At 69.5% G+C, this 25,856-nt stretch carries 25 protein-coding genes; 20 read left to right on the top strand and 5 right to left on the bottom strand.

The features are described from left to right. Nucleotides 1–53: 53 nt before the first annotated feature. Both AC1G9L_RS19000 and glpK read left to right on the top strand, forming a co-directional pair. Nucleotides 54–875, top strand: a complete 822-nt coding sequence (locus AC1G9L_RS19000) for an MIP/aquaporin family protein (RefSeq protein WP_017916383.1) — start codon at nt 54–56, stop codon at nt 873–875. Between the two features lie 103 nt (nt 876–978). Further along, nucleotides 979–2,478, top strand: coding sequence for a glycerol kinase GlpK (gene glpK, locus AC1G9L_RS18995; protein ID WP_019800732.1), 1,500 nt, complete (start codon nt 979–981; stop codon nt 2,476–2,478). A 112-nt stretch (nt 2,479–2,590) separates the two neighbouring features. Here glpK and AC1G9L_RS18990 read toward each other — a convergent pair whose 3' ends face one another. Beyond that, nucleotides 2,591–2,809, bottom strand: a complete 219-nt coding sequence (locus AC1G9L_RS18990; RefSeq protein WP_010342416.1) for a hypothetical protein — start codon at nt 2,807–2,809, stop codon at nt 2,591–2,593. A gap of 165 nt (nt 2,810–2,974) precedes the next feature. Between AC1G9L_RS18990 and AC1G9L_RS18985 the strand changes: the two genes are divergently transcribed. The 7 genes from AC1G9L_RS18985 (at nt 2,975) to AC1G9L_RS18955 (ending at nt 9,704) form a co-directional block, all read left to right on the top strand. Continuing rightward, complete coding sequence (locus AC1G9L_RS18985; protein WP_481069717.1) at nt 2,975–3,682, top strand: HAD hydrolase-like protein; 708 nt, start codon at nt 2,975–2,977, stop codon at nt 3,680–3,682. After that, nucleotides 3,679–4,137, top strand: coding sequence for a hypothetical protein (locus AC1G9L_RS18980; protein WP_019802001.1), 459 nt, complete (start codon nt 3,679–3,681; stop codon nt 4,135–4,137). Before AC1G9L_RS18985 ends, AC1G9L_RS18980 begins: the two co-directional genes overlap by 4 nt. Before the next feature lie 412 nt (nt 4,138–4,549). Beyond that, a complete protein-coding gene (locus tag AC1G9L_RS18975; protein WP_019802000.1) occupies nt 4,550–5,584 on the top strand; it encodes an aldo/keto reductase in 1,035 nt (344 codons plus the stop codon). Continuing rightward, nucleotides 5,581–6,462 carry an amidohydrolase family protein gene (locus tag AC1G9L_RS18970; protein WP_481069716.1) on the top strand — a complete coding sequence of 294 codons (882 nt, stop codon included), beginning with the start codon at nt 5,581–5,583 and terminating at the stop codon, nt 6,460–6,462. The genes AC1G9L_RS18975 and AC1G9L_RS18970 overlap by 4 nt, the downstream gene beginning before the upstream one ends. 31 nt (nt 6,463–6,493) lie before the next feature. Continuing rightward, the gene (locus tag AC1G9L_RS18965) at nt 6,494–7,240 is read left to right on the top strand and encodes an SDR family oxidoreductase (RefSeq protein ID WP_019801998.1); all 747 of its coding nucleotides are present in this window, start codon (nt 6,494–6,496) and stop codon (nt 7,238–7,240) included. A gap of 33 nt (nt 7,241–7,273) precedes the next feature. Beyond that, nucleotides 7,274–8,131 (top strand): fumarylacetoacetate hydrolase family protein, encoded by an 858-nt coding sequence (locus AC1G9L_RS18960; protein WP_019801997.1) that lies wholly within the window; start codon nt 7,274–7,276, stop codon nt 8,129–8,131. Nucleotides 8,132–8,384: 253 nt separating this feature from the next. Continuing rightward, on the top strand, nt 8,385–9,704 hold the full coding sequence (locus AC1G9L_RS18955; RefSeq protein ID WP_019799573.1) for an enolase C-terminal domain-like protein: 1,320 nt from the start codon (nt 8,385–8,387) through the stop codon (nt 9,702–9,704). Nucleotides 9,705–9,898: 194 nt separating this feature from the next. Here the strand turns inward: AC1G9L_RS18955 and AC1G9L_RS18950 are convergent, their stop codons facing one another. Both AC1G9L_RS18950 and fucP read right to left on the bottom strand, forming a co-directional pair. Further along, a complete protein-coding gene (locus AC1G9L_RS18950; RefSeq protein ID WP_019799572.1) occupies nt 9,899–10,273 on the bottom strand; it encodes an L-rhamnose mutarotase in 375 nt (124 codons plus the stop codon). A gap of 3 nt (nt 10,274–10,276) precedes the next feature. Continuing rightward, complete coding sequence (fucP, locus tag AC1G9L_RS18945; protein WP_481069715.1) at nt 10,277–11,584, bottom strand: L-fucose:H+ symporter permease; 1,308 nt, start codon at nt 11,582–11,584, stop codon at nt 10,277–10,279. Nucleotides 11,585–11,795: 211 nt separating this feature from the next. Between fucP and AC1G9L_RS18940 the strand changes: the two genes are divergently transcribed. The 6 genes from AC1G9L_RS18940 to AC1G9L_RS18915 all read left to right on the top strand — a co-directional run bounded on the left by AC1G9L_RS18940 (nt 11,796) and on the right by AC1G9L_RS18915 (nt 16,081). After that, on the top strand, nt 11,796–12,548 hold the full coding sequence (locus AC1G9L_RS18940; protein WP_019799570.1) for an IclR family transcriptional regulator domain-containing protein: 753 nt from the start codon (nt 11,796–11,798) through the stop codon (nt 12,546–12,548). 157 nt (nt 12,549–12,705) lie between these two features. Next, on the top strand, nt 12,706–13,137 hold the full coding sequence (locus AC1G9L_RS18935) for a hypothetical protein (RefSeq protein ID WP_019799569.1): 432 nt from the start codon (nt 12,706–12,708) through the stop codon (nt 13,135–13,137). Between the two features lie 677 nt (nt 13,138–13,814). Continuing rightward, complete coding sequence (locus AC1G9L_RS18930; RefSeq protein ID WP_481069714.1) at nt 13,815–14,027, top strand: hypothetical protein; 213 nt, start codon at nt 13,815–13,817, stop codon at nt 14,025–14,027. A 421-nt stretch (nt 14,028–14,448) separates the two neighbouring features. Continuing rightward, complete coding sequence (locus AC1G9L_RS18925) at nt 14,449–15,009, top strand: redoxin family protein (RefSeq protein WP_019799568.1); 561 nt, start codon at nt 14,449–14,451, stop codon at nt 15,007–15,009. 3 nt (nt 15,010–15,012) lie between these two features. Beyond that, nucleotides 15,013–15,228, top strand: a complete 216-nt coding sequence (locus AC1G9L_RS18920) for a hypothetical protein (protein ID WP_481069713.1) — start codon at nt 15,013–15,015, stop codon at nt 15,226–15,228. Nucleotides 15,229–15,478: 250 nt separating this feature from the next. Next, nucleotides 15,479–16,081 carry a DUF305 domain-containing protein gene (locus AC1G9L_RS18915; RefSeq protein ID WP_481069712.1) on the top strand — a complete coding sequence of 201 codons (603 nt, stop codon included), beginning with the start codon at nt 15,479–15,481 and terminating at the stop codon, nt 16,079–16,081. A gap of 196 nt (nt 16,082–16,277) precedes the next feature. Here AC1G9L_RS18915 and AC1G9L_RS18910 read toward each other — a convergent pair whose 3' ends face one another. Continuing rightward, complete coding sequence (locus AC1G9L_RS18910) at nt 16,278–17,348, bottom strand: pirin family protein (RefSeq protein WP_481069711.1); 1,071 nt, start codon at nt 17,346–17,348, stop codon at nt 16,278–16,280. Between the two features lie 353 nt (nt 17,349–17,701). On the opposite strand from AC1G9L_RS18910, the gene AC1G9L_RS18905 reads away from it, so the two are divergent. The 4 genes from AC1G9L_RS18905 to AC1G9L_RS18890 all read left to right on the top strand — a co-directional run bounded on the left by AC1G9L_RS18905 (nt 17,702) and on the right by AC1G9L_RS18890 (nt 23,227). Continuing rightward, nucleotides 17,702–18,217, top strand: coding sequence for an RNA polymerase sigma factor (locus tag AC1G9L_RS18905; protein WP_010342400.1), 516 nt, complete (start codon nt 17,702–17,704; stop codon nt 18,215–18,217). After that, nucleotides 18,210–19,292 carry a FecR family protein gene (locus AC1G9L_RS18900; protein ID WP_481069710.1) on the top strand — a complete coding sequence of 361 codons (1,083 nt, stop codon included), beginning with the start codon at nt 18,210–18,212 and terminating at the stop codon, nt 19,290–19,292. The genes AC1G9L_RS18905 and AC1G9L_RS18900 overlap by 8 nt, the downstream gene beginning before the upstream one ends. A gap of 114 nt (nt 19,293–19,406) precedes the next feature. Next, nucleotides 19,407–21,908 (top strand): TonB-dependent receptor, encoded by a 2,502-nt coding sequence (locus AC1G9L_RS18895; protein WP_481069709.1) that lies wholly within the window; start codon nt 19,407–19,409, stop codon nt 21,906–21,908. Between the two features lie 8 nt (nt 21,909–21,916). Next, nucleotides 21,917–23,227 (top strand): histidine-type phosphatase, encoded by a 1,311-nt coding sequence (locus AC1G9L_RS18890; RefSeq protein WP_481069708.1) that lies wholly within the window; start codon nt 21,917–21,919, stop codon nt 23,225–23,227. 38 nt (nt 23,228–23,265) lie between these two features. Here the strand turns inward: AC1G9L_RS18890 and AC1G9L_RS18885 are convergent, their stop codons facing one another. Continuing rightward, nucleotides 23,266–24,189 (bottom strand): IS110 family RNA-guided transposase, encoded by a 924-nt coding sequence (locus AC1G9L_RS18885; RefSeq protein WP_481069707.1) that lies wholly within the window; start codon nt 24,187–24,189, stop codon nt 23,266–23,268. Between the two features lie 401 nt (nt 24,190–24,590). Between AC1G9L_RS18885 and AC1G9L_RS18880 the strand changes: the two genes are divergently transcribed. After that, complete coding sequence (locus AC1G9L_RS18880) at nt 24,591–25,613, top strand: NAD(P)H-quinone oxidoreductase (protein WP_481069706.1); 1,023 nt, start codon at nt 24,591–24,593, stop codon at nt 25,611–25,613. The last annotated feature ends 243 nt before the right edge of the window (nt 25,614–25,856 follow it).

The raw sequence follows: 25,856 nt of genomic DNA, 5'->3' as shown, positions 1-25,856 counted from the left end.
GCAGGCATGGGTGGATCGACAGCGGCAACGACGGCAGGCCGGGAGGCATGGGCATGAGCCGGCAACTGGTGGGCGAACTGATTTCCGAGGCGATCGCGATGCTGATCATCATCGCCTTCGGCTGCTCGGTGGCGTGCATGTACGTGCTCTACGACCCCAGCCCCTACCAGCACGCCTACTGGGGCGTGTGCATCGCCTGGGGCCTGGCGGTGACCATCGCCATCTACGTCACCGGCTCGGTGTCCGGCACCCACGCCAATCCGGCGGTGACCCTGGCGCTGGCGCTTTACCGCGGTTTTCCCTGGCCCAAGGTGCTGCCGTACTGGGTGGCGCAGGTGATCGGCGCGTTCCTCGGTGCATGGATCGTCTACCTGCTGTTCGCGCCGGTGATCGACCACTACAACCAGGCCCAGCATCTCACCCGCGCCGGCGGCGGTGCGGCCGGGGTGTTCTTCACTGCGCCCGGCCTGGCGATCACGCCGATGCACGCGCTGCGCGACCAGGTGATCCTGACCGCGTTCCTGATCTTCGGCATCTTCGCCATCACCGAGCGCTACAACGAGGCCGCGCCCACCGCCAATTCCGGTGCGCTGATCATCGGCCTGCTGGTGGCCACCATCGGCGCCTCGATGGGTTATCTGGAAGCCTGGGCGATCAATCCGGCCCGCGATTTCGGCCCGCGCCTGTTCGCCTACGTCGCCGGCTGGGGCTCCTCGGCGCTGCCGTCGGCCGACAATTACTGGTGGATCCCGATCGTCGGCCCGCTGATCGGCGGCGTGATCGGCGGTGCCGCCTACCAGTGGCTGATCTATCCGTTCCTGCCGGCGCGGGTGAAGGCGCTGGAGGAAGAACAGGCCGCCGCGCGCCGCGGCTAGCGCGCCGGCAGCGCGGTCGTTTCCGCGCGCGGCGTGCGCGCCTCCCTAATTCCCCGTTGGCGCCGCGCCTGTGCGCGCGGCGTGCATCCCGCAGGAGTCTCCGATGGAAAAGCAGTTCATCCTGGCCATCGACCAGGGCACCACCAGTTCGCGCGCGATCCTGTTCGACCGCCAGGGCCGCATCGTCGGCATGGCGCAGCGCGAGTTCTCGCAGATCTTCCCGCAGCCGGGCTGGGTCGAGCACAACCCGCGCGAGATCATGACCAGCGTCTACACCACGATCACCGAGCTGCTCAACAACCACCAGGTGGACGCCAGCGCGATCGCCGGCATTGGCATCACCAACCAGCGTGAGACCGCGGTGGTGTGGGACCGGGCCACCGGCCAGCCGATCTACAACGCCATCGTCTGGCAGTCGCGGCAGACCAAGGACATCTGCGACCAGCTCAAGGCCGACGGCCACGAGGACATGGTGCGGGCCAAGACCGGCCTGCTGATCGATGCTTACTTTTCCGGCACCAAGGTCAAATGGATCCTCGACCACGTGGAGGGCGCGCGCGAACGCGCGCAGCGCGGCGAACTGGCTTTCGGCACCATCGATAGCTGGCTGATCTGGAACCTCACCGGCGGCAAGGTCCACGTCACCGACTACACCAACGCCTCGCGCACGCTGCTGTACAACATCCACGAACTGCGCTGGGACGAGGAACTGCTGCAGCTGCTCGACATCCCCGCCTCGATGCTGCCGGAGGTACGCTCGTCCAGCGAGATCTACGGCAACACCCAGGGCCAGTATTTCTACGGGCATGCGGTGCCGATCGCGGGCATCGCCGGCGACCAGCAGGCGGCGCTGTTCGGCCAGGCCTGTTTCGAGCCGGGCATGGCCAAGAACACTTACGGCACCGGCTGTTTCATGCTGATGAACACCGGCGAGAAGGCGGTGGCGTCGAAGAACGGCCTGCTCACCACCATCGCCTGGGGCGTGGACGGCAAGGTCGAGTATGCGCTGGAAGGCGCGATCTTCGTCGCCGGTTCGGTGGTGCAGTGGTTGCGCGACGGCCTGCGCATGCTCGGCAAGGCCAGCGACTCGCAGGCCTATGCCGAGCGTGCCGGCGACAACGACGGCGTGTACTTCGTGCCGGCCTTCGTCGGCCTGGGCGCGCCGTACTGGCGCAGCGACATCCGCGGCGCGGTGTTCGGCCTGACCCGCGGCACCACCAAGGAACATTTCATCCGCGCGGCGATCGAATCGATGGCGTACCAGACGCGCGACGTGCTGACCGCGATGCAGGTCGATTCGGGCATCGAACTCAAGGAACTGCGCGCCGACGGTGGCGCCATTGCCAACGACTTCATGGCGCAGTTCCAGAGCGACATCCTGGACGTGCCGGTGCTGCGCCCGGAGGTGGCCGAGACCACCGCGCTCGGTGCGGCCTACCTGGCCGGCCTGGCCACCGGCTTCTGGAAGGACCGTGCGGAAATCGCGCAACAGTGGGCGGTGGACCGCCGCTTCGAGCCGGACATGCCGGCCGAGCGTCGTGAGGCGCTGTACGCCGGTTGGCAGCAGGCGGTGGAGGCGACGATGGGGTTCCGGATTCGTTGAGGCGAGCAAGACACGTAGGAGCGGTTTCGACCGCGACCGGGCGTTCCTGGGAAAGCCTGGTCGCGGCTGAAGCCGCTCCTACGACGGTGGATTCTCTCCGCTCGGCAATGGTTCAGACGTATTGCGTCGGCCCATGCGGACCCGGCACCGGGGCGTCGACGTCGCCGACCGGGTCCTGGATCGGCGGGATGGTCGGGTCGATCGGTTGGTCGGGAGTCGGATCGATCGGGCGATCCGGGGTCGGGTCGACACCCGGGTTCGGCACCTGGCCCGGCACCTCGTTCGGTGGCTGCTGCGGATCCTGGCCGGGGTTGGGGGATTGCATGTGCATGGGCGTCTCCGTGCGATGAGGGTCCAGCGTGCGCGCTGGCCGGTGGTTGCGGGTGAAGCGCACGGCAACAGTGGATGAAAGACGGGCCAATCCGCGCACCTCGCCGTCGCGATCGGCAGGCTTGTCGCTGGCGCCGACTCCAACGCTCCGGCATGCTGGCGCCGCATGCGCCACTACGACCTGGTCATCTTCGATTTCGACGGCACCCTGGCCGATTCGTTTCCCTGGTTCCTGGCGACCATCAACGGCGTCGCCGACGAATTCGGCTTCCGCCGCTTCGACGTGGCGCGGCTGGACGAGATCCGCAGCCTGAGTGCCCGCGAGCTGATGGCGCGCAGCGGCCTGCGCTGGTGGCGGGTGCCGGCGGTGGCGCAACGCATGCGCACGCTGATGAGTGCGCAGATCGAGCGCATCGCGCTGTTCGACGGCGTCGCCGAGTTGCTCGCGCAGCTGGCGCAGGCCGGCGTGCAGCTGGCCCTGGTCACGTCCAACAGCCACGCCAACGTCGCGCGCGTGCTCGGCCCGGCGCTGCTCGCGCAGTTCCGCGACGTGCGCTGCGGCGCGGCGGTGCTGGGCAAGCGCCGCAAGCTGCGCGCCAGCTTGCGTGCCTGCGGCGTTCCCGCCGCGCGGGCGCTGTGCGTGGGCGACGAAATCCGCGATGCCGAAGCCGCGCGCCAGGCTGGCATCGCGTTTGCTGGCGTGGCCTGGGGCTACACCTTGCCGTCGGCCTTGCAGCCGCACACGCCGCTGCCGTTGCTGCAGCGCCCGGACGCCCTGCGGGCGCTGATGCTGGGTGCCGGTGACTGCGCGGAGCCGCATCTGGCGCAGGCAGGCGAGCGCGGTACCTGCGCAGCCATGGGCAGCGGCGCATGACGTGGCTGCCCTATGTGGTCGCAGGCGTGATCGCGACCGTCTTCCTCGGCAGCGCCGTCCTGTCGATCGGCGCGCTGCATCGCATGGGGCGTAGCCAGGTGACGGACCTGCTGGAGGCTGCGTTCCGCGAGCAGGTGTTTCCGGGTGAGCACGGGCCGTTGCGTGGCAGCGACCTGACCGTGGTCAAGCGATCCAAGCAGACCATCGACGGCAGCTACGGCCATGTGTATTCGATCGCGCCGGGTGCCGCGCTGCAGACCGTCGATGCGTTCTGGTACTGCGTCGGGCCGGGGCCGAGCTGGTTCCTGGCCATTCCGGTGGTGACGTCCGGCTTCGGCGAGGCGCAGGTGCGCTGGATCGTGCGGCCGATGACCGGGGGGCGCATGCGCGTGGCGCTGCAGTTCGACCGCAAGGCGACCCGCCTGGCCTTCGACACGCGGCCGGCTGCGCGCTGAGTCCGCTGACCCGAGCGGAGCAGCCAGACGCGCACGGCGCGAAGGAACCTGTCGATCACGTCCTCGCGCCATCCCACTGTCCTCGGGGTGCCCGGTGGCATGCGCCACCACCGACGCTGGGGAATCCAGCGGCGCACCGAGTGCCATCGGGCGAACGTCGGCCACGCCATGCGCCGGCTGGCTCGGCTGGCGCCGAGCGGATTTGCTGCGCTGCAGGTTGATTGTTCACTTGTGATTGCTATATTCATATGCGAACAGTCGCCGTGCCATCGCCATCCCGGGCGTGCATGCTGCGGCCTTCCTTCATCGCGCCCGATCCCGGGCAGAGGCGTGCCATGCGTGACCCCAGCAACTTCCGTCCCTCGCGCGTCCGTGGGCGATCCGCTGTGGCCGTCGTTTCCGGCGTGCGCGCATGGCGCTGAGCGCTGTCGCCGCCGACGCCGCCCTGGCGCCGCGCGCGCTGGGCCGCAGTGGCGTGCAGTTGTCCACCCTGGGCTTTGGCGCTGCGCCGATCGGCAATCTGTACGCCGAGGTGGACGATGCGGTGGCGCTGGCCGCGGTGGCCGATGCCTATGCCGCCGGCATCCGCCATTTCGACACCGCGCCGTACTACGGCTACGGGCTGAGCGAGCAACGCCTGGGGCAGGGCCTGCGCGGGCTGCCGCGCGCCAGCTACACGCTTTCGACCAAGGTCGGGCGCTGCGTCTACGACGATGCCTCGGCCGCGCCGGGGCGTGATGGCTTCGCCGTGGCCGGGCGCCGCGCCGAGTTCGACTACAGCCGCGACGGCGTGCTGCGTGCCTTCGAGAGCAGCCTGCAGCGGCTCGGCACCGATCACATCGATGTGCTGCTGCTGCACGACATCGGCCGCCTCACCCACGGCGAGCGCCATGCGGCGATGCTGCGGCAGGCGCTGGACGAAGCGCTGCCGACGATGGCCGCGCTGAAGGCGCAGGGCGCGTGCCGGGCGATCGGCATCGGCGTCAACGAGGAAGACGTGGCGGTGGAACTGATGCCGCTGTTCCCGCTCGACTGCGTGATGCTGGCCGGCCGCTACACCCTGCTCGAACAGCACGCCGCGCAGCGGATCATGGCGCAGGCGCTGCAGCGGCAGGTCGGCATCCTGGTGGCCGGGCCGTACAGTTCCGGCCTGCTGAGCGACGCGCGCGGGCCGGGCGAGACCTACAACTACGCACCGGTGGATGCGGCCACGCTGCAGCACGCGCAGCGCCTGTTCGCCGCCTGTGCGGCGCACGGCGTGGACGTGGGCGCGGCGGCGCTGCAGTTCCCGCTTGCGCATCCGGCGGTGAGCGCGGTGGTCGCGGGCATGCGCACGCCGGCGGAAGTGGCCAGCGCCGCCACGCGCCTGCGCGCGGCGATTCCCGCGGCGCTGTGGCAACAACTGCGCGACGACGACCTGCTGCGCGCGCCGGTGCCGACGCCGTGAACATCGTCGACGCCCATGTGCATTTCTGGCGCCTGGCGCGTGGCGACTATGCCTGGCTGACCCCGGAGCTGGGCGTGCTGTACCGCGATTACCTGCCCGAGGACCTGGCCGCGACGCTCGACGCGCAGGGCGTGACCGCGCTGGTGGCGGTGCAGGCGGCGCAGAGCGAGGCGGAAACCCGGTATCTGCTGCAACTGGCGCGGACCGAACCGCGCATCGTCGGCGTGGTCGGCTGGGTGGATTTCGACGCCGCCGATGCCGCCGCGCGCATTGCCGCGCTGTGCGCCGACGGCGCCGGCCTGCTCAAGGGGCTGCGGCCGATGGTGCAGGATCTGGCCGATCCGCAGTGGCTGGCACGGCCGCAGCTGGATGCGGCGTTCGACGCGCTGCTGCAGCACGACCTGGCGTTCGATGCGCTGGTGCGTCCGCTGCACCTGCCGGCGCTGCTGGCACGGCTGCAGCGTCACCCGCAATTGCGCGTGGTGCTGGATCACGCCGCCAAGCCCGCCATCGGCGGTGCCGACTTCCGGGCCTGGGCCGATGGCGTGGCGCACCTGGCGCAGCACCCCAACGTGGTGTGCAAGCTGTCCGGCCTGCTCACCGAACTGCCGGCCGATGCCGCTATCGACGATCCCGCGCTTGCTCCCTATGTGGTGCACCTGTTCGCCTGCTTCGGCGCGCAGCGGCTGCTGTGGGGCAGCGACTGGCCGGTGCTGACCCAGCGCGCCGACTACGCCGCGTGGATGGCGCTGGCGCAGGCCTGGGTCGCGCAGCATGCCGCCGGCGCTGCCGAGGCGGTGTTCGCCGGCACTGCGCGGCGCGCCTATCGCCTGTCCGATCCGATTGCTTCCTCCCCCACCTGGAGTCCCGCCCCATGACCACGTTCGTGTCCGTTTACGGGAGCCGCGCATGAGCGGCCGTCTGCAAGGCAAGCGCTGCCTGATCACCGCCGCCGGCGCCGGCATCGGCCGCGAGAGCGCGCTGGCCTGCGCGCGCGAAGGCGCGCAGGTGCTGGCCACCGACATCGATGCCGCCGCGCTGCAGGCGCTTGCCGCCGAGTCCGACGGCATCGTCACGCAGACGCTGGACGTCACCGATCCCGCCGCGATCCAGGCGCTGGTGGCGGCGCAGCCGAACTTCGACGTGCTGTTCAACTGCGCCGGCTACGTGCACCAGGGCAGCATCCTCGACTGCGACGCGTCGGCGTGGAAGCGCTCGTTCGCGATCAACGTCGACGCGATGTACTACCTGTGCCAGGCGGTGCTGCCGGGCATGCTCGCGCAGGGTCGCGGCAGCATCGTCAACATGTCCTCGGTGGCGTCCAGCATCAAGGGCGTGCCCAATCGCTTCGCCTATGGCGTGACCAAGGCGGCGGTGATCGGCCTGAGCAAGGCTATCGCCGCCGACTACGTGGCCAAGGGCATCCGCTGCAACGCGATCTGCCCCGGCACGATCAAGACGCCGTCGCTGGGCGAGCGGGTCAAGGCGCTGGGCGGCGACGAGCAGGCGGTGTGGAAGAGCTTCACCGACCGCCAGCCGATGGGCCGCCTGGGCGACCCGCGCGAGATCGCGCAACTGGTGGTGTACCTGGCCTCGGACGACTCCTCGTTCACCACCGGCCAGACCCACATCATCGACGGCGGCTGGTCGAACTGACCGCGCCTTCCCCTTCCCGATAGAGGACTTCCCATGAAACTGCTGCGTTACGGCGAACCCGGCCACGAACGCCCGGCCCTGCTCGATGCCGACGGCCACCTGCGCGACCTCTCGGCGGTGATCGACGACGTCGCCGGCGAGCATCTCACCGCCGCCGGCCTGGCCCGGCTGCGCGCGCTCGACCCGGCCACGCTGCCACAGGTGGACGGCGAGGTGCGCTACGGCGCCGCCGTGGGCCGCGTCGGCAAGTTCATCTGCGTCGGGCTGAACTACGCCGACCACGCCGCCGAGTCGGGCATGGCGGTGCCGGAGATGCCGGTGCTTTTCATGAAGGCCACCAGCGCGATCAGCGGCCCCAACGACACCGTGACCATCCCGCGCGGTTCGCTCAAGACCGACTGGGAAGTGGAGCTGGGCGTGGTGATCGGCGATACCGCGCGCGACGTGTCGGTGGACGAGGCGCTGTCGCATGTCGCCGGCTATGCGGTGATCAACGACCTGTCCGAGCGCGCGTTCCAGCTCGAGCACGGCGGGCAGTGGGTGAAGGGCAAGAGTTGCGACGGCTTCGGCCCGATCGGCCCGTGGCTGGTCACCGCCGACGAGGTGCCGGACCCGCAGAACCTGTCGATGTGGCTGGAGGTCAACGGCCACCGCTACCAGAACGGCAGCACCCGCACGATGGTGTTCGGCGTGGCCGAGCTGGTCAGCCACATCAGCCGCTACATGACCCTGTTGCCGGGCGACGTGATCAGCACCGGCACGCCGCCGGGCGTGGGCCTGGGGCAGAAGCCGCAGGTGTACCTGAAGCCGGGCGACGTGATGCGGCTGGGCATCGAAGGCCTGGGCGAGCAACGCCAGGCCGTGGTCGCGCATCCGCGCGACGCGGCCTAAAGCCCCTCTCCCTCCGGGAGAGGGGTTGGGGTGAGGGTCCGGGGCGAAGCCACCTCGCCATGCATCCCGGTGTGGCTTGCGCTCGCGCGTTGAGCGATACCGCGACGTGCTCTGACTTCGTTCTTGTTTTGCAGGGTCGGTGACATCACTGCACTCCCGCACCCTCACCCCAACCCCTCTCCCGGGGGGAGAGGGGCTGCTCCATCGTTGTTTTTCGACCGTTTCTCTTTCCGCCTCACCCACCAGGATCCCCATGAGCAAAATCGTCGCGCTCGAGACCTTCGACGTCCGTTTCCCCACCTCGCGCGAACTGGACGGTTCCGATGCGATGAATCCGGATCCGGATTATTCGGCCGCCTATCTGCGCCTGCGCACCGACGCCGACGACGGCCTGGCCGGCTACGGCCTGGCGTTCACCATCGGCCGCGGCAACGACGTGCAGAGCGCGGCGGTGGCGGCGCTGGCGCATCACGTGGTCGGCCGCGACGTGGAGACGGTGATCGGCGACCTGGGCGGCTTCGCGCGCAGCCTCACCGACGACTCGCAGCTGCGCTGGCTGGGCCCGGAGAAGGGCGTGATGCACATGGCCATCGGCGCCGTGGTCAACGCCGCCTGGGACATGGCCGCGCGTCGCGCCGGCAAGCCGCTGTGGCGCTTCATCGCCGAGCTGTCGCCGGAGCAACTGGTGGCCGCGATCGACTTCCGCTACCTCAGCGACGCGCTGACCCCCGACGAGGCGCTGGCCATGTTGCGCGCTGCCGAACCGCTGCGCGCCGAACGCATCCAGACGCTGCTGGAACAGGGCTATCCGGCCTACACCACCTCGCCGGGCTGGCTCGGCTATTCCGACGAGAAGCTGGTGCGCCTGGCCAAGGAAGCGGTGGCCGATGGCTTCCGCACCATCAAGCTCAAGGTCGGCGCCAACGTGGAGGACGACATCCGCCGCTGCCGCCTGGCGCGCGCCGCGATCGGCCCGGACGTCGCCATGGCGGTGGACGCCAACCAGCGCTGGGACGTGGGCCCGGCGATCGCCTGGATGCGCCAGCTTGCCGAATTCGACATCGCCTGGATCGAGGAGCCGACCAGTCCCGACGATGTGCTCGGCCACGCCGCGATCCGCCGCGGTATTGCGCCGGTGCCGGTGTCCACCGGCGAGCACACCCAGAACCGGGTGGTGTTCAAGCAGTTGCTGCAGGCCGGCGCGGTGGACCTGATCCAGATCGATGCCGCGCGCGTGGGTGGCGTCAACGAGAACCTGGCGATCCTGCTGCTGGCGGCCAAGTTCGGCGTGCGCGTGTTCCCGCATGCGGGCGGCGTGGGCCTGTGCGAACTGGTGCAACACCTGGCGATGGCCGATTTCGTCGCCATCACCGGCAAGATGGAAGATCGCGCGATCGAGTTCGTCGATCACCTGCACCAGCACTTCGTCGATCCGGTGCGGATCGTGCACGGCCGCTATCTGGCGCCGATCACGCCGGGCTTCTCGGCCGAGATGCACACCGCCTCGGTCACCCAGTTCCTGTACCCGGACGGCCCGTTCTGGAGCGCGGATCTGGCGGCGCAGGGCGGCTGAGGTTTGCCGCGTAGGTGCGCTTCCGCTGACGGCGCACCTACGGCGTTGAAACGGTCGCGGCTGAAGCCGCTCCTACGACCAGCGCCAGTGGCCCCGGATCGCTTTTCGTAGGAGCGGCTTCAGCCGCGACAAACGAAGCGGCACTGCAACCGCCTGCACCAGCGGTCAAGACCGACATCCCGCTCGCAATCGCCTCAGCCCGCGCCCTTGCGCTCCTGTTCCGCCAGCGCCGCCTGCAACGAAAAGATCTGCAGCGCCTCGCGCCATTTCTCGCCGGGCGCCGAGCCGGGCAGCGGCTTCTGGAAGCGCCACATCAACTCCTCCCATGCCTGCACGCGCGGGTTGGCGGCGTCGGCGGCGGCTTTCGCCGCGGGCGAATAGTCCTCGTCCACCTCCATCAGCATCACCAGGCGGTCGCCGCAGCGGTGGATGTCCAGCTCGCGGATGCCGGCGGCGCGCAGCGAGGCGACGATCTCCGGCCAGACGGTGTCGGGACGGTGCCAGCGTTCGTATTCGGCGATCAGCGCCGGGTCGTCGTGCAGGTCCAGCAGGTAGCAATGACGTGGCATGGCTCAGGCTCCACGGGCAGAGGGCAGGGACGCCGCGTCGCGGCGCGCCGCGTGCAGCGCGAAGCCGAGGATCACCGCGAAGCCGACGGCGGGTACCGCCAGCGCCCAATGGATGCCGGCATGATCGGACACCGCGCCCATCACCGCGGTCAACGCGGCGCCGCCGATGATCGCCATGACGATCAGCGAGGCGCCGAGCTTGCGCGCGTCGTCGTCCAGTCCGTCCAGGCCGAGGGCGAAGATGGTCGGGAACATCACCGACATGAACAGGCTGCTGGCGACCAGCGCATACAGGCCGATCCAGCCCGGCAGCGCCACCGCCACCGCACACAGCAGCAGGTTGAGCAGGGCGAACACGCCCAGCAGCAGCGACGGCGTCAGGAACCGCAGCAGCGCGGTGCCGATGAAGCGGCCGGCCATGAACAGCACCAGCGACAGGGTGAGGAAATCGGCGGCGGTCTTCTCCGGGGTGCCGGGCACGCCATCCTGCAGGTAGCGGATCAGGTAGCTCCAGATGCCGACCTGCGCGCCGACGTAGAAGAACTGCGCGATCACCGCGAACACGAAGCGGCCATTGCGCCGCAGCTGGCCGAAGCCGCCGGCGCGCGCGCCCTCGCCATCGGCGCGAGTGGCCGGGAAGCGGGTCAGCCCGATCAGCAGTGCCCACAGCAGCACCACCGCGCCGATGATCAGATACGGCGTCTGCACCGCCAGTGACTCGGTGGCGAAGAAGGCCTCGCGCGCGGCCGGCGCCATCGCCGCCAGCTCCTGCGGCGTGTGCTCCACGCCGGAGAGGATGAAGTGCTGGCCGACCAGGATGCCGGTGATCGAACCCAGCGGATTGAACGCCTGCGCCAGGTTCAGCCGCCGTGCCGCGCCCTCGGCGGGGCCGAGCACGGTGACCAGCGGGTTGGCGGTGGTTTCCAGAAAGGCCAGGCCGCTGGCGATGACGAACAGCGCCAGCAGGAACAGCCAGTAGGTGTGCACCTGCGCGGCGGGGTAGAACAGGAACGCACCGACCGCGTACAGCAGCAGGCCCAGCACCACCGCGGCCTTGTAGCTGTAGCGGCGCATGAACATCGCCGCCGGAATCGCGAACACGAAGTAGCCCAGGTAGAACGCGCTCTGCACCAGCCCGGCTTGCAGGTCGGTCAGCTCGAAGGCCTTCTTGAACTGCTTGATCAGGATGTCGTTGAGGTTGTTCGCCATGCCCCAGAGGAAGAACAGGCTGACGATCAGGACCAATGGCGCAAGCGCGGTCCGGGTGAGACTGGCGGACGCCGGTGTGGCGGATTCGCTGCTGTAGTGCATTGCCGCCTACCCCTCCCAAGGTGTGCCGCGTCGCGTTCGGATTGTCGGCGGAGCGTACTGCGCCGGCGAGTGCCATGCAAATATAAAATTTGAGTTCATATGTGCATGAGGCGATCGGCGCCGATCCATGCAGCGCAGGCCGCCATGGTGCGGCCCGGCGCGGCGTCCCTGTACCCTAGTCCTCTTCACCTGCTGCCGGGCCCTCGACGGAATGACCACCCCCTTGCCCAAGTACCGTGCGCCCGCCCTGGACAAGGGGCTGGACATCCTGGAGCTGCTGGCGCGCGACGGGCGGCCGATGAGCATGGGCGAGATCTCGCAGGGCATTGGCCGCTCGCGCGGCGAGATCTTCCGCATGCTGCAGGTGCTGGAAGAGCGCGGCTACCTGACCCGCACTGCGGGCGAGGGTGGCTATACACTGACCAACCGCCTGTTCATGCTCGGCATGCAGCAACCGCGGGTGCAGAACGTCACCGAAGTGGCGCTGCCGGTGATGCGCGCGCTGGCCGATGCGATCCGCCAGCCCTGCCACCTGGTGGCGCCGTCGGACGACCAGATCGTGGTCATCGCGCAGATGGACGTGCCCAGCGACCTCGGCCTGGTGGTGCGCCCCGGCCACCGCCGGCCGTTCGCGCATTCCACCTCCGGCCTGGTGCTGTTCGCGTTCCAGCCGGCCGACGCGCAGGCACAGTTGCTGCAGCGCCTGGATGCCAGCGAGGTGGCGTACGACCGCGCCGCGTTCCTGGCCGCGGCGCGGGAAGTGCACACGCTGGGCTACAGCATCCATCCCAGCGAGGCGGTGGTCGGGGTGATCGACCTCACCGCGCCGATCCTGCAGCACGGCATCGCCCGCTACACCCTCACCGTGCCCTTCATCGAACGCCGCCCGCAACCGATCGACGCGCAGGCGGCGATGCGCGCGGTGTGCGATGCCGCGGCGCAGATCAGTGCGGCGCTGGCGTAGGCGCGGTGACCACCCTCTGCCGGTGTGCCGTGGCGCGTCTCTTCCCGCAGTGCATGCGTTCGCGCCCCGTGTCGCGTGCGGACGACGGTCCGCGCGCCCGGCGGATGCAGGTCTCGCTGCGCAGCGGTCGTGATGGTCGGCTGACCGAGGGCGAGTGATGGCGAACGCGCTCTTCTATTTGTTCGCTGCGACAGTGGCGCTGGTGATGGTCGGCCTTTACCGGTACAACAGGCGCCGCATGGACCTCCTGCTGACGGAGTCCTTCCGCCAGTTGTCCTTCAGCAGCGATGGCGTCGTCCTGCGCGGCGCGGACCTGCAGGTGGTGAAGAAGGCGCAGCAGTTCATCCGCACGAACGAGAATTTTTTGCTCTTGCCGGATAGTCCCGTCGTCAATCAAGGTGATGCGTTCTGGTACTGCTGCGGCCCCGGCGCAAGCTGGTTCCTGGCGATTCCCACAGTGATGTCGCGTGGTGGCGAACTGGAGGTGAGTTGGGTCGTGCGTCCGCTCACCGAGCAGCGCATGCGTGCCGCCCTGCAGTTCGATCGCAAGGCCTGCCGGCGTGCGTTCGGCGAGCCGGACGCATCCTGAGCGTCGTGGCAAGCCGCTGCGGGGCGAAGACCGATGCGATGCCGCGGTGCAGATCAGCGCGGCGGTGGCTTAGACATCGCGCGCTTGGCGATTCCGACGCTGGGGATGCCCTGATGGCGTGTACGAGAAACGAGCGGGATAGTCCGCGCGATCGCGATCCGTGGCATGCTCAACGCTCGGTGACGGTGGTGGGGGCACGGTCCATTCAGTGCCACCTCCTGGCATTGATGTAGCGGAGCACTGGGGCAGGCAATGACGTGGTTTTGCCTGACAATTCATTCAAGCCGAAGCCGCTTCGCGGCTCGGCGCAATTCTGGTGTCAGGCATCAGTGACAGTTCTTGCGCCAATGTGGTTTCCAGTCGCCTATGCCGCGATTGCTGGCTATGTGATGTGGGAGCGCCGCCGAGACTTCGCTCGTAGCCCGAAGAAGGCGCATCGCTACAGCCTACTGCCTTGGCCCTACAAGGCAGGCTGTTGGTTAGGGATCATTCCGCTCTGCGTCTCCGGAGTATGCGTGCATCCTGCGCTCTTTCTGCTTGTGTTTGTTGGCATGTTTCTCTTGGAGGTCGCGTGCGTGCGCTGGTATCGGCGAAATGGGCTTTGGTAGCGTGAAGCTCGATAATTCGTCCAGGTCAAAGCCGCTTCGTGGCTCTGCTCAATTCAAACGGTAGGGCGCATGTTCAAGTTCAACCCAATTCCGAAGTTCGGTTTGCTGGGTCTGGTCCTGCCGGTTGCCTATCTCCTCGCCATTTCCTGGCAAGATCGCGAAGGATTTTTACCTTACGGGCGAGGAACTGTACTGGCCCGAGAAGCTCTTCGTGCTGATGTGTGTTGCACCAGTGATCGCTACCTGGATTCTTGGCATTTATCGAGCATATCTTGCTGGTAGCTGGCGTTGATTCGTAGGCTGCTTCATCTGCTGGCCGCTCTCTTTTGTCTACACATTGTTGGTAAATCGCGGCGAATCCCCCTGATCAGGCAATCAAGTCGACGTGTCTCCGGCACGCGGCTCATGTCCGGCATTCGACCGCCTGGCCAATCTGCCGACATGCAGCGCTGGGGAGAAGTCCTGACCGGCGTACCGCCACCGGTGCGTCGACCACGCGAAGCATCCGCCTGCGCTGCATGCCCACATATGCGCCACACCGCTGGAATGCGCGCCCACGGTGCACGTGACTCGATCCCCAGCCTGATCACGCAGTCGCTGCGCATGCGCGCAAAGCGTTGACCATCGCCCCAAGGCTGCGCAGCCTGCGCAGAACACGGCAACACAGGTACACGGCATGGCACGGCGGTTTCCCTGGAGTTGGTTGGCGTTGCTGGCGGCGTGCGCGCTGGTGCTGGTGCTGGCCTGGCAGAACCGCGGTCTGCGCGAAGAACGGCGCTGGTTCGTCACCCGCACCACCGAGCCGTATCCGGGCATGTACGTGCCGCGCATCGATGTCGCTGCGGTCGATGGCACGCCATTGACGCTCGGTGTGCCGGCCGCCGAGCGCCAGGTGCTGTTCTTCTTCACCACCACCTGTCCGTACTGCAAGCGCTCGGCGCCGCAGATCGTGCAGGCGGCGCAGCGGCTGGCCGCGCAGCAGCCGCGCGTGCAGATGCTGGGCGTGTGCCAGTGCAGTCCCGCGCAGGCGCAGCGCTACGCCGCCGAGCACGGTTTTACGTTTCCGGTGACCACGTTGACCGACCGCCGCGCGGTGATGCTGTTCCGCGCGCGCAACGTGCCGACGCTGCTTGCGCTGGACCGCGAGGGACGCGTGCGCTATGCGCGCGTCGGCGTTTTCGACACCACGGAGCGGATGCAGGACCTGATGGCCGCAGTGCGCAGCACGGAGGCGCCACCGGCCTTGGCAACCATCGAGGAGTAAGCCATGAAACAGCGTTGGACAGCGTTACGCAACGGGATGCTTGCGGCCGTGTTCCTGGCCAGCATGGGCTTCGGCGCCGTACAGGCGAGCGCCGGCGACGGCATCGAGAAGGAGGCGGCCTGCAGCGCCTGGGCCTGCCAGCAGGAGTGCGCGCCGTTCGGCGGCGAGTTGGGGCCGGGCGGACCAGGAAAGCCGTTGGTCTGCTACTGCTGCGGCTGAGCAGCGCCGGAGCCGGCCGCGCCAGGCCGGCTCCGGGAACGGGGATACGATGGCGGCGATCATCGATCACTGATCACCGATCACCGATCGCTGGAGCGTGCGCGCACTGCGATTCCGGCATCAGCGCGGCCAATCTGCACGGCACGTCTGGTACGCGATCGCGCCCCACAGAACCGCCAGCCGCCGACGATTCACGCGGGTTTGCGCGGGTACTGGGCATGGTGGAGCGCAGACCAACCAGGAGCGCTTCATGACCTCATCTCTTCATCCCGTCCGTCTGTCCCTGCTTGCCGCGCTGATCGCCGTGGCATTGAGCGGCTGCGGCAAGCCCGGCGACCAGGCTTCGCGCACCGCGCCGGCCACCTCGCCTGAGCCCACCGCCGCACCGGTGGGTGGCGAAAGCGGGCGCGCACCGATCGGCGGTGACGCCTCGGCCAAGGCGATGCTGCAGGTGCTGGAGGGCAACGTGGTGGCGCTGTCGAAGCAGGCGCTGTCGCGCAACGTCAGCAAGACCGTGGCCGACTTCGCCCGCGAGACCATCGCCGTGCACCACGACGCCGACCCGGCCAAGGCCGGCAAGGGCGGCCCAGGCGATGCGGAGAAGATCGAAGCGCAGGTGGCCAAGGGCCGCGCGCAGCTGCAGGCGCTGGGCGAGGAGAAGGACGACTCCGCCTACATGAACGCCTACGCGGCGGCGGTGGTGCGGCAGTACTCCGATGCGCTGTCGGTGATCGATGCCGAACTGGTGCCGGCGGCCAAGGAAGACGCCACCCGCCAGGAACTGCAGCAGGCGCGCAAGCGCATCGCCGAGCAACTGGAGCGCGCGCAGGCGCTGGCCTCGGCGCGCTACTGAGCACCCAGCCCCTCTCCCGTCGGGGCGACAGGGTGCGGCATGCGCGCCACTGGCGCGCGCACCCTGGAGCGCCCGCGGCGCAAGCGCGGGCCGGGGCGCGGAACAGGGGTTGGGGTGAGGGTACGGCGCGAAGCGACTCGCAGAATCGTGTCTACGAGGCTGGGAACGCGGCAACCTCTCGCATCGGCGACACGCCCTAGACGTCGGCGGCGACCGCGCGCGACGCCGGCCGCTCCTCACGCCCATCCGGATGGCGCGCGAAGCGGGTCGGGTCGCTGCAGTGCACCGGCGCCTCGTCCCGCCATGGCCAGCCGCCGAACTGGGTGCGGCGATAGTCGGCCATGGCCTGGGCGATCTCGGCCTGAGTGTTCATCACGAACGGACCGTGTTGGGCCACCGGTTCGGCGATTGGTCGGCCTTGCAGCACCAGGAACTCGCTCGCCTCGCCGTCGCCATTGATCAACTCGACCGCCTGATCGGCGCGCAACTCGATCGCCGCGTGGCGGGTCACCGGGCGCCCGCCCACCGTCACCGCTGCGCCCTTGAAGAAGTACAGGCTGCGGCGCGTGCCGCGGCCTTGTGCGGCGGGCAGGGTCCAGCGTGCGCCGGGTGCCATGCGGATCGTCCAGATGGCCACATCGGCATCGTCCTGCGCGGCCCACGAATCCGGTGGCGGCGCGAGCGGGCCGCCGGCGCTGCCGGGCGCGGCGTCGACCGGGCCGATGCGGCCGGCCACGCAGGCCACCTCGGTGGTGCGGCCGGCGTCGTCGGTGGCCGTGAAGCGCGGCAGGTCTTCCGACCAGAACATGGTGAAGTGCGGCGCAGCCAGCTTGTTGCGCGCCGGCAGGTTGAGCCAGATCTGGAACAGCTCCAGCGGGTTGGGCGCCGCCGTGTCCAGCAACGGAAACATCTCCGAATGGACGATGCCCGCGCCGGCCGTCACCCACTGCACGTCGCCGGCGCCGAAGCGCGCCGCCGCACCGAGCGAGTCGGCATGGTCGATCAGGCCCTTGCGCACGATGGTCACGGTCTCGAAGCCGCGGTGCGGATGACCGGGAAAGCCGGGAATCTCCTCGCCGTGATACATGCTCCAGCCGTCCTTGCGGCTGAAGTCCTGGCCGATGGCGCGGCCATGCAGGGACGCCGCCGGGCCCATCGCGCCGTTGCCGGCGGGGTAGGCATCGTCGTGGTAGACGCAGAACAGGAACGGGTCGATCGTGTCCCAAGGGAAGCCAAGCGGCTTGATCTGGACGATGGGGTCGGTCATGGCGAGATCCTTCATGCGAACGCCGCCCAAGAATTGGACGCGGCAACCTTCACCATATGGGGCGACGCCGATGGAACGGAAGGCCGCTCCGAAGGACATCCTGTCCTGCACGGGAAACGCTGGGATGCGCGGCCGCCGCTCGCATGGCGCGGGCGCAGCCGCGGTGACCGGCCGCGTTGCATGCCCCGATCGCGCGAACCCGGCAGGCAGCGGTGAACTGAATGCTTGCCGGGGCGCAACCGCCCCGCTGCGCCCGCAGGACCCGTGCGTCATCGGACTGTCATCGCCGAGGACCAGCATCGCAGCCTTTCCGAATCGCCGGCCGCCGATGGCGCCGGCACTGCGAGTGGCTGGTGCGTTCCGAACCCCTGCCGGCGTTGTCGCGGCTGTTCCTGCAATGGCGGCCGTCGCTGAGCCGCTATTTCCGCAAGCGCCGCGCCGCGGCCTGGGATACCGACGACCTGCTGCAGGAAGTGTGGCTGCGGCTGCAGCGCAGCGAGGCGCACGCGCCGGAGATCGCCAACCCCGAAGCCTACCTGTTCACCATCGCCGCCAACCTGATGCGCGAGCACGCGCTGCTGCACCAGCGCAACAGCCAGCGCGACACCTGCCTGGACGATGTATTGGAGCGGCTGGCGGTGCCCTGCGAAGCCGATGCGCAGGTGCATCGCGCGCAACGCCGGCAGCGCCTGGCCGAACTGATGGCGCGGCTGCCGCCGAAGTGCCGCGCGGCGATGACGCTGCGCTACCGCGACGAACTCGGCTACCAGGAGATCGCCGAGCAACTGCAGATCTCCAGCCACATGGTCAAGAAATACATCATCAAGGGCCTGGCGGTGTGCCGGCAGGGCATGGCGCGCTATGCGTGAGGATGCGCAGCGCGTCGCCGAGGCGGCCGCGGACTGGTACCTGGCGCAGCGCGAGACCGTGCTGCCGCCGGCCCGGCAGGCCGAGTTCCTGGCCTGGCTGCGGCACTCGCCGGCGCACGTGGCCGCCTATTTCGACATCGCGCGGATGCACGGCGACCTGCCGTCCGCGGCGCTGGCGCAGCAGGCCAGCAGTGCGCAGCTGCGCGCGCATGCCTTGCGCAGCGGGGCAGTGGTGGTGCCGTTGCGGCCGGATGTGGATACGCCGATGTCGGTGCCCCACCCGCGGCGTGTCCTGCCACGGCGCAGGCGCTGGCCGCTGGCGGCCGCCGCCGTGCTCGCGCTGGCCGCCGCGGGCGTGGCGCTGCGCCTGAGCGCGCCGGAGGCGGTGCCGGCGACGGTGTATGCAGCGCCGGCGGACGCGCCGCGCAGTGTCGCGCTGGACGACGGCAGCGTGGTGCAACTGGAGCGCGGCGGTGCGATCGCGGTGCGCTACGGCACGCAGCGCCGCGACATCGCCCTGCTGCGCGGCAAGGCGGTGTTCGATCTCGGCCATGATCCGGCGCGGCCGCTGCGGGTCAGTGTCGGTGCGCTGGTGCTGCGCGACGTCGGCACGGTGTTCGGGGTCGACCCGCAGGCCGGCGGCGCCCGCGTCACCGTGCTGCAGGGGCGGGTGCAGGTGTCGCGCGATACCCCGGCGTGGTGGCACCGCGGCGACCTGCCGTCGGAGGGGACGACGCTGGCCGACCTGGGCGGCGGCCAGCAGGCGCGGGTGGATGCGCAGGGCCGCGTGCTGGCGCGGCGCGACCATGCCGACATCGCCGATGCCACTGCCTGGCTGCCGGCGCAGGTCGGCGTGCACGATCGCAGCCTGGGCGAGGTGGCGCGCCTGTTCAATGCCTACACCACGCAGCCGCTGCGCATCGCCGACCCGGCGCTGGCGGCGCGGCGGGTCAGCGGCGTGTTCCACCTGCGCGATCCGGAGGCCTTCGTCGCCTATCTCGGCAGCCTGCCGGACGTGCAGGTGCAGCGCGATGCGCACGCGGTGACCATCCGCCACGCACCGGCGCCGCTGTAAGAAAAAATTCACGCAATCGACGGTAGCCGCACGGCGCACCGGGGCACTCCTAGGAAACATGGCCGTCGCGCAGCACGCGCGGGGCCGCCCTTCCTCCCGTCCGGTGTGATCGTCATGCGCAAGCCTCTCGTCGTCTCCATCGCCCTGCTGTTGGGCAGTCTGTCCTCGCTGCCGGCCTGGTCGGCGCCCGCCGCCACGGCCCAAGCCATCGCGCCCATGCCGCTGGCGCAGGCGCTGGACCAGTTCGCGCGCAGCAGCGGGCTGCAACTGATGTACGACCCGGCGCTGGCCGAAGGCCTGCGCAGTAGCGGCGCGCCGGCCGGCCTGGCGCCGCCGCAGCAACTGCATGCCTTGCTCGCCGGCACCGGCCTGGACTACCGCATGCTGACGCCCGGCTCGGTCGCCATCGTGCGCAGCAGCGTCGCCGCCGCGCCGGCCGCCGCGCCGCGCGCGCCACGCAGCGCCGCCCCGGCGCGCGCCGAGGCCGATGGGGAACACGACGGTCCGCGCGAACTGGCGCCGATCAACGTCACCGCCAACAGCGTCGACACGCTGGCGCCCAGCGCCGCGCCGCTGGAGGCGAGCCAGCCGACCTCGGTGATCGACGAGCGCTTCATCCGCGACGGCCTGCGCCTCAATTCCAACTACGACGACATCATCAAGTACGCGCCCAGCGTGGTGACCACCTCGCCGGAAGGCCCGGGCCTGGGCAAGAACGAAGGCATCAGCATCCGCGGCTTCCAGGACGGCCAGTTCAACATCACCTTCGACGGCATCCCCTTCGGCGATGCCAGCGACCTGCACCACACCACCTCGGCCTACTTCAACAACCACGTGCTCGGCCAGGCCGAGATCGACCGCGGCCCCGGCGGTGGCGCCACCATCGGCAACGCCACCTTCGGCGGCACCCTGGCGCTGCGCACGCGCAATCCCAGCGAGGTCGACGGGGTCACCGTCTACGGCACCGGCGGCAGCTGGAACACCTGGGCCGGCGGCGTCAGCGCCGACGAACACATCGGCAACACGCGCCTGTTCGCGGACCTGTCCAAGGAAGCCAGCGATACCTACCTCAAGGGCACCGACGACCGCCGCGAGCACGCCTTCCTCAAGACCGTCACCGATCTGGGCGAGGCGACCACGCTGACCTTCGTCAGCAGCTACAACCAGGAGCACCAGAACACCGTGCAGGGCGCCACCCGCGCGCAGATCGCGCAGCATGGGTGGCGCTACGGCCTGGGCAACGATCCGACCCTGCAGAACTACACCGGCTACAACGCCGCCGCCTACTATTCCAGCTTCACCTACCTGGGCCTGAGCACGCGCCTGGGCGAGTGGGACCTGGACAACAAGGTCTACTACAACAGCTTCGACCACACCGCTTCCAAGACCAGCATCCCCACCAGCGAGAGCGCTGCCGACAACGGTGTGACCTTCTACGGTGCGACCGGCAAGAAGCTGTCCAAGGCCGCCAAGGACGTGCCGGGCAAGCTCTCGGACAACGACTTCCGCGCCTTCGGCGATGTACTGCGGCTGGCCCGCGACCTGGGACCGGGCCAGTTGCAGACCGGCGTGTGGGTGGAGCGCAACCTGGACGAGCGCCAGCAGTTGCCGGTGGACATGACGACCGGCGCGGCCAGCGGCACCAAGTACGGCCCGCTGTACAACTACAACCTGCACGACCGTACCGACACCCTGCAGCCGTATCTGCAGTACGACTGGAAGCTCAGCGACAGCCTGACCCTCAGCCCGGGCCTGCGCTACGCGCGGGTGCAGCGCCAGCTCGATGCCGAACTCAACAAGAGCACGCCGCCGGCGCCGGCGCACAGCGAGGCCAGCTACGACGCCACGCTGCCGTCGCTGAGTCTGCACCAGAGCTTCAACGAGCACTGGAGCGGCTACGTGCAGGCCGCGCGCGGCTTCCTGGCGCCGCCGATCGACGTGATCGAACTCAACGGCACCCGCGGCCTGCGCCCGGAGCTGACCAGCAACTACCAGCTCGGCACCAGCTATGCCGCGCGCGGCCTGACCTTCGGTGCCGACGTCTACTACATCGATTTCAGCAACTACATCAGCCAGACCCTGATCAATACCGACAGCGGCACCGAGAGCGCCTTCGTCAACGGCGGCGGTGCGGTGTACCGCGGCGCCGAGGCCGAGGCCACCTACGCGCTGACGCCGATCCTGAGCCTGTACGCCAACGCCAGCTACAACGACGCCACCTACAAGCACAGCAGCACCCAGGTCGCCGGCACGCCGCGGGTGACCGCCGCCCTAGGCCTGCTGTACAACAGCGGCACCGGCTATTTCGGTTCGCTGATGGAGAAGGTGGTGGGCGCGCAGTACGGCGTGGACAACACCACCGCGGCCAACGGCGCCACCGTGTTCGGCAACGACCAGCGCCTGGGCGGCTACGCCAGCCTGGATGCGGCGCTGGGCTACCGCAGCACGCACGGGCCGTACGGCCTGAAGGGCTATTCGATCAGCATGGACGTCAACAACCTGCTGAACCGGCATGCGCTGATCGGTTACGCCGGCACCCGCTCTTCCGACAACCAGCCGCTGTACTTCGGCCTGGCCGGGCGCGGCGTGTTCCTCGACCTGTCGCTGAAGTTCTGAGGCCGGCCATGTTCGCTTCCCGATTCGCACGACTGCGCAACGGATGGTGCCTGGCCGCGTTGCTGTGCGTCGCCAGCGCCGCCTGGCCGGTGGCGGCATCGCCCAAGGCGCCTACCGCACCGGATGCGGCGCAGGTGCGCCTGACGATCGTGGTGATGCGCCATGGCGTGCGCGCACCGACGCAATCGCCAGAAGACCTGGCCAGGTACGCCACGCAACCCTGGCCGCAATGGCCGGTGGCGCCCGGCCAGCTCACGGCGCACGGTGCCGCCGGCATGCAGGCGCTCGGCGCGCGCTACCGACAGCGCTGGCTGGCCACGGCGGCGCTGGCGCCGGATTGCGCCGGGTCCGGCGCGGTGGTGATCGGCGACAGCACGCCGCGCAACCACGACAGCGCGGCGGCCTTCACCGAGGGACTGTTGCCGGGATGCCAGGCGCATTACCTCGCATTGCCGACGTCGCAGAACAACCCGCTGTTCCATTTCGGCAAGGACGAGGACAAGGACGACGATACGCCCGCACCGCCGCCACACCTGGACGCGGCCACACGCGCGCGGCTGCGCGCGCTGCAGCGCGTGCTGTCCGGCTGTGCGGGGTCGGCCTGCGCTGCGCAGGACGCGCCGCGCCTGGACGATCCGCAGCGGCTGCAGGATCCGGGGCAGGCGGCCAAGGCCTTGAAGACCGCCGGCAGCCTGGCCGAGAACCTGATGCTGGAGTACGCGCAGGGCCTGCCGTTGCCGCAGGTGGCCTGGGGGCGCGCCGATGCCGCGGCGCTGCAGCGGCTGATCGGCCTGCACAACGCCTCCTTCGCCTACAGCAAGCGGGCGCTGCCGGCGGCGCGTGCCGGTGGCTCCAACCTGCTCGCGCACCTGCTGGCGACGTTGCAGGCGGCGGCCGGGCAGGCGCCGGCGGTGGCGCCGCTGGCGCCGGCGGACGCGCGCGCGCTGGTGCTGCTGGGCCACGACACCAACCTGGCGCATCTGGCCGGCCTGTTCGGCATCGATCCCATCGTGCGCGGCCAGCCGGACGCGTATCCGCCGGGTGGTGCGCTGCTGCTGGAACTGGTGCGGCAGGACGGCCACGACTTCCTGCAACTGCGCAGCGTGGTGCCGACCCTGCCGGCGCTGCGCGGCAACCGCTTCGACGGCCGCGGCCTGCGCGAACGGCGCTGGCCGTTGCCCGGCTGCGGTGGCCGCCTGCGCTGCCCGCTGGCGATCGCGCTGCCGGCGTTGCAGGCACGGCTGGATCCGCAGCGGGTCAAGGCTGCCGTGCCACCGATGACCGAGTGGCCGGCGCAGGCGGCGCCGGTGGGCGATTAGCTGGCGCCTGCGCTTGGCGGCACCGTAGGAGTCAACTGTCATGCACCTGCGATGACAGGAGGAGCATATGGCGCGTGATCGCGCACGATGGCGTTGAGCCAGCGCAGGAACTTGTGCATGCAGGCGACGATGGCGACCTTGGCCGGTTTGCCGGCTGCGCGCAGACGCGCGTAGGTGTTGGCCAAGGGGGATTTGGCGCGGATGCTGGCCCAGGTGGCCATGTACAGCACGCGCCGCACGTCGGCACGTCCACCTTTGATGCGGCGCTGGCCTTTCCAGCAACCGCTGTCGTGATTGAACGGGGCCAGCCCGACCAGGGCAGCGAGCTTGCGTGGCGGCAGCGTGCCCAGCTCTGGCAGCCGCGCGGCCAGAACCGCGCGCAGGATCGTCCCGAGCCCAGGCACCTTGGGTAGGCTCGAGCAGGTCTTGCCCTGCTGCTCGATCTCCTGCGTCAACGTCTGGATCTGCTGGTTCAGCAGGGCGATCACCTCTCGGCAGCGGTGTTGCGCCTTGGCGCTGGTAATGTGTTCCAAGCGCCGCCGATGGGCATCGCGCTGGTCCACCAGGGTGGCACGCAGGTCCAGCAGTTCGCGAAGAGACTGCTGGTGCTCAGGTACCACGGGCGTGGGCATGGTCGGGATGTGCTGGGCGGCGATGGCCAGCAGGCGCGCGTCCAGGGCATCGGTCTTGGCATGCAGGCCCAAGGCCTGGGCGAGCTTGCGCGGACGATCGGCGGCCATCCGCACTGCCGGCAGGTTCGCCTCTCGGAGCACCTGCAGCACGGCATGTTCGTAGCCGCCACTGGCTTCCAGCACGATCCGCTCGCAGCCCAACTCGGCCAGGCGTTGGGCCAGCGCACGCTGCCCCTGTGGCGTATTGGGTTGGGTCCAGGTCTGCTCGTCCGGCAGGACATGAATGACCAGTTCGGCCTTGGATACATCGATCCCGATATAGCGTCGCATAGACGTTCTCCGCAGTAGACTCAGGCACGAGAGCACTCCTGCCGACGCCCATGCTTGTGGAGTTCGAGCTCGCGACTCGGGCAACTGTTCGGGCTGATGAGGCAGGAGACACGGGGTGCGGCGGCGCTGACTCCTACTCGTGCTTGCTGGCACTACGGCTAAACGGCCTGCCGCACTCCGCTCTCACCTGCAACGATAGACCCTCATTTGACACAAGCGGCTTCAGCCGCGACCGGGCGTTCCCGGGAATGCCTGTCGCGGCTGAAGCCGCTCCTACGGGTGCCACGGGGCCGGGGTAAAGGCCGCCCGCCGTCACGGACCACTCAGCGCGAAGGGTCGATCATCGCGGTTCCCCCACGCGCCCGCGCCTGCGTGCGCCGCGCTCTTGCCAGGACCCCGCCATGTCCCCGACCCACGCCGCCGCGCTGCCCGACACCATGACCGCGATCGAGATCCGCCAGCCCGGTGCGCCCGAGGTGCTGGTCCCGGTGCGGGTGCCGCTGCCGCACCCCGGGCGCGGCGAACTGCTGGTGCGGGTGGCCGCGGCCGGCGTCAATCGTCCCGACGTGATGCAGCGCCAGGGCAGCTATCCGCCGCCGCCGGGCGCGTCGCCGCTGCCGGGGCTGGAGTTCGCCGGCGAGGTGGTCGGCCTGGGCGAGGGCGTGGAGCGCTACCGCCTGGGCGATCAGGTCTGCGCGCTCGTTGCCGGCGGCGGCTACGCCGAGTACGCGGTGGTGCACGAGCGCAACGCCCTGCCGGTGCCGGCGGCGCTGAGCCTGACCGAGGCCGCGGCGGTGCCGGAAACCTTCTTCACCGTGTGGACCAACGTGTTCCAGCGCGGCCGCCTGCAGTCCGGCGAGACCCTGCTGGTGCACGGCGGCACCTCCGGCATCGGCAGCGTCGCCACGCTGCTCGGGCGGGCCTTCGGCGCGCGGGTGATCAGCACCGTGGGCTCGGCCGACAAGCGCGCCGCCAGCCTGGCGCTGGGCGCGGAAGCGGCGATCCTGTATCGCGAGGAGGACTTCGTCGCCGAGACCATGCGCCTGACCGAGGGCCGCGGCGCGGACGTGATCGTGGACCTGATCGGCGGCGACTACCTGGCGCGCAACTACCAGGCCGCGGCGCTGGACGGGCGGATCGTGCAGATCGGCATCCAGCAGGGCAAGGTGCGCGAACTGGACCTGATGCCGCTGCTGGCCAAGCGGCTGACCCACACCGGCTCGACCCTGCGTCCGCGTTCGGTGATGGAAAAGGCAGCGATCGCGCGCGAACTGGAGGAGCGGGTGTGGCCGTTGCTGGCCGAGGGTCGCATCAAGCCGCAGGTGGACCGCTGCTTCCCGCTGCAGGAGGCGGCGCAGGCGCATGCGCTGATGGAGTCGAGCGCGCATATCGGCAAGATCGTGCTGGTGACGTACGCGCGGTGAACCCGGGCGTCGGTCGCGGCGACCCGCCTGCTGTCGTAGGAGCGGCTTCAGCCGCGACGGGCGGTCCCGGTCAAGGTTGCCGGTAAAGCCTCTCGCGGCTGAAGCCGCTCCTACGTGCGATCCCGGTTTTGATGGGAGGGCCACCCTTGTGGCCACCGCGCGCGCAGGTGTTCCGCGCCCCCTCGCAACATACCCGCGCCAACACGCTGGCCCGGTTCAAGCGCCGCGCCGTATAGTGCGCCG

The organism is Xanthomonas sp. NCPPB 1132, assembly GCF_056629235.1.
This window is presented reverse-complemented; position numbering and strand designations above follow the sequence as displayed.

Bases quoted from the DNA above. Each gene is read 5' to 3' on its own strand.
- AC1G9L_RS19000 (WP_017916383.1), top strand. From the start codon at position 54: ATGAGCCGGCAACTGGTGGGCGAACTGATTTCCGAGGCGATCGCGATG.
- glpK (WP_019800732.1), top strand. From the start codon at position 979: ATGGAAAAGCAGTTCATCCTGGCCATCGACCAGGGCACCACCAGTTCG.
- AC1G9L_RS18990 (WP_010342416.1), bottom strand. From the start codon at position 2,809: ATGCACATGCAATCCCCCAACCCCGGCCAGGATCCGCAGCAGCCACCG.
- AC1G9L_RS18985 (WP_481069717.1), top strand. From the start codon at position 2,975: ATGCGCCACTACGACCTGGTCATCTTCGATTTCGACGGCACCCTGGCC.
- AC1G9L_RS18980 (WP_019802001.1), top strand. From the start codon at position 3,679: ATGACGTGGCTGCCCTATGTGGTCGCAGGCGTGATCGCGACCGTCTTC.
- AC1G9L_RS18975 (WP_019802000.1), top strand. From the start codon at position 4,550: ATGGCGCTGAGCGCTGTCGCCGCCGACGCCGCCCTGGCGCCGCGCGCG.
- AC1G9L_RS18965 (WP_019801998.1), top strand. From the start codon at position 6,494: ATGAGCGGCCGTCTGCAAGGCAAGCGCTGCCTGATCACCGCCGCCGGC.
- AC1G9L_RS18960 (WP_019801997.1), top strand. From the start codon at position 7,274: ATGAAACTGCTGCGTTACGGCGAACCCGGCCACGAACGCCCGGCCCTG.
- AC1G9L_RS18955 (WP_019799573.1), top strand. From the start codon at position 8,385: ATGAGCAAAATCGTCGCGCTCGAGACCTTCGACGTCCGTTTCCCCACC.
- AC1G9L_RS18950 (WP_019799572.1), bottom strand. From the start codon at position 10,273: ATGCCACGTCATTGCTACCTGCTGGACCTGCACGACGACCCGGCGCTG.
- fucP (WP_481069715.1), bottom strand. From the start codon at position 11,584: ATGCACTACAGCAGCGAATCCGCCACACCGGCGTCCGCCAGTCTCACC.
- AC1G9L_RS18940 (WP_019799570.1), top strand. From the start codon at position 11,796: ATGACCACCCCCTTGCCCAAGTACCGTGCGCCCGCCCTGGACAAGGGG.
- AC1G9L_RS18935 (WP_019799569.1), top strand. From the start codon at position 12,706: ATGGCGAACGCGCTCTTCTATTTGTTCGCTGCGACAGTGGCGCTGGTG.
- AC1G9L_RS18930 (WP_481069714.1), top strand. From the start codon at position 13,815: ATGTTCAAGTTCAACCCAATTCCGAAGTTCGGTTTGCTGGGTCTGGTC.
- AC1G9L_RS18920 (WP_481069713.1), top strand. From the start codon at position 15,013: ATGAAACAGCGTTGGACAGCGTTACGCAACGGGATGCTTGCGGCCGTG.
- AC1G9L_RS18915 (WP_481069712.1), top strand. From the start codon at position 15,479: ATGACCTCATCTCTTCATCCCGTCCGTCTGTCCCTGCTTGCCGCGCTG.
- AC1G9L_RS18910 (WP_481069711.1), bottom strand. From the start codon at position 17,348: ATGACCGACCCCATCGTCCAGATCAAGCCGCTTGGCTTCCCTTGGGAC.
- AC1G9L_RS18900 (WP_481069710.1), top strand. From the start codon at position 18,210: ATGCGTGAGGATGCGCAGCGCGTCGCCGAGGCGGCCGCGGACTGGTAC.
- AC1G9L_RS18895 (WP_481069709.1), top strand. From the start codon at position 19,407: ATGCGCAAGCCTCTCGTCGTCTCCATCGCCCTGCTGTTGGGCAGTCTG.
- AC1G9L_RS18890 (WP_481069708.1), top strand. From the start codon at position 21,917: ATGTTCGCTTCCCGATTCGCACGACTGCGCAACGGATGGTGCCTGGCC.
- AC1G9L_RS18885 (WP_481069707.1), bottom strand. From the start codon at position 24,189: ATGCGACGCTATATCGGGATCGATGTATCCAAGGCCGAACTGGTCATT.
- AC1G9L_RS18880 (WP_481069706.1), top strand. From the start codon at position 24,591: ATGTCCCCGACCCACGCCGCCGCGCTGCCCGACACCATGACCGCGATC.